Annotated in this window: 1 protein-coding gene and 1 pseudogene; one reads left to right on the forward strand and one right to left on the reverse strand. The window is 73.4% G+C overall.

Annotated features, from left to right (window positions below; all coding sequences use genetic code 11):
- Positions 1–307, reverse strand: a pseudogene (locus HMPREF0731_RS21205) (hypothetical protein); the annotation flags it as partial.
- 35 nt (positions 308–342) lie between these two features.
- Between HMPREF0731_RS21205 and HMPREF0731_RS21210 the strand changes: the two are divergent.
- Positions 343–1,173, forward strand: a complete 831-nt coding sequence (locus HMPREF0731_RS21210) for an aldo/keto reductase (protein WP_007006295.1) — start codon at positions 343–345, stop codon at positions 1,171–1,173.
- The last annotated feature ends 147 nt before the right edge of the window (positions 1,174–1,320 follow it).

Here is a 1,320-nt window from a genome sequence, read left to right on the forward strand (position 1 = left end):
GGAAGCGCAGCTGCGCCGTGCCGGTCAGCGCCAGCAGCCCGCGCGCCGCGCTGTCGAGGCCAAGCTCGCGCGCGGTGACCACCGGCACCAGCCGGCCGCGCCGTGGCGCCACCTCCAGCGCCAGGGCGGTGCTGCCGGCGGAGGCCGGCTCCACCGGGGTCTGGTGCGTCATGCGGCAGGTGGCCTTGTCGGTCATCGGGTCGGCGGCGCAGGTCAGGATCCAGGGGCCGAAGCTGTCCTGGGCCCGGGCCGGCATGGCGGCGCCGATGCTGACAAGAGCGAGGGCGAGGGTGGCGAGAGCGCGCATGCCGCGCAACATAGGAAGCCGAAGGGGAATCCGCCATGAACAGAGTCGCCCTGCCGGATGGCAGCACCGTTCCCGCCCTGGGCCAGGGCAGCTGGAAGCTGGGCGAGCGCGGCGCCGACCGCGCCGCCGAGGCGCGGGTGCTGCGCCTCGGCCTCGATCTCGGCCTGACGCTGATCGACACCGCCGAGATGTATGCCGAGGGTGGCGCCGAGGAGGTGGTGGCCGAGGCCATCGCCGGCCGCCGCCAGGAGGTGTTCCTGGTCAGCAAGGTCTATCCGCACAACGCCTCGCGCCAGGCGCTGCCGCGCGCGCTGGAGGCCAGCCTGAAGCGGCTGCGCACCGATGTCCTCGACCTCTATCTGCTGCACTGGCGCGGCGGCGTGAAGCTGGCCGAGACGGTGGAGGCGATGGAGCGCGCGGTGGAGCAGGGCAAGATCCGCCGCTGGGGCGTCTCCAACCTCGATGTCGAGGATCTGGAGGAGCTGGGCCCGGCGCTTGCCGACTGCGCCACCGACCAGGTGCTGTACAATCTGGAGGCGCGCGGCGTGGAATTCGACCTGCTGCCCTATGCGGCGCGCCTCAAGATGCCGGTGATGGCCTATTCGCCGGTCGGCCAGGGCGGCGCGCTGCTGCGGCACAAGACCCTGGCGCGCATCGCCGCCCGCCAGGGCGCCAGCCCGGCGCAGATCGCGCTGGCCTGGACGCTGCGCAACGAGGGCGTGATCAGCATCCCGAAAGCCTCCACCGAGGCGCATCTGCGCGAGAATGCCGAGGTCTGGAAGATCGTGCTGACGCCCGAGGACCTGGCCGAGCTGGACGCCGCCTTCCCGCCGCCGCGCCGCAAGCAGCCCTTGGCGATGCTCTGACCGGGGCTATCCTGCCGCGGTGATCCGGCTTCCCCCCGCATGATGACCGAGGCCTCCGGCCTGCTGCTGGCCCTGCTGCTGCTGCTCGCCCTGGCGGGCGGCGCGCGGGCGCGGCTGGCGCCGCTGGTGCTGGCCGGCAGCGCGGCG

It is taken from the genome of Pseudoroseomonas cervicalis ATCC 49957, assembly GCF_000164635.1.
GTDB lineage: Bacteria > Pseudomonadota > Alphaproteobacteria > Acetobacterales > Acetobacteraceae > Pseudoroseomonas > Pseudoroseomonas cervicalis.

Coding starts and splice junctions, on each gene's coding strand:
- HMPREF0731_RS21210 (WP_007006295.1), top strand. CDS start 343: ATGAACAGAGTCGCCCTGCCGGATGGCAGCACCGTTCCCGCCCTGGGC.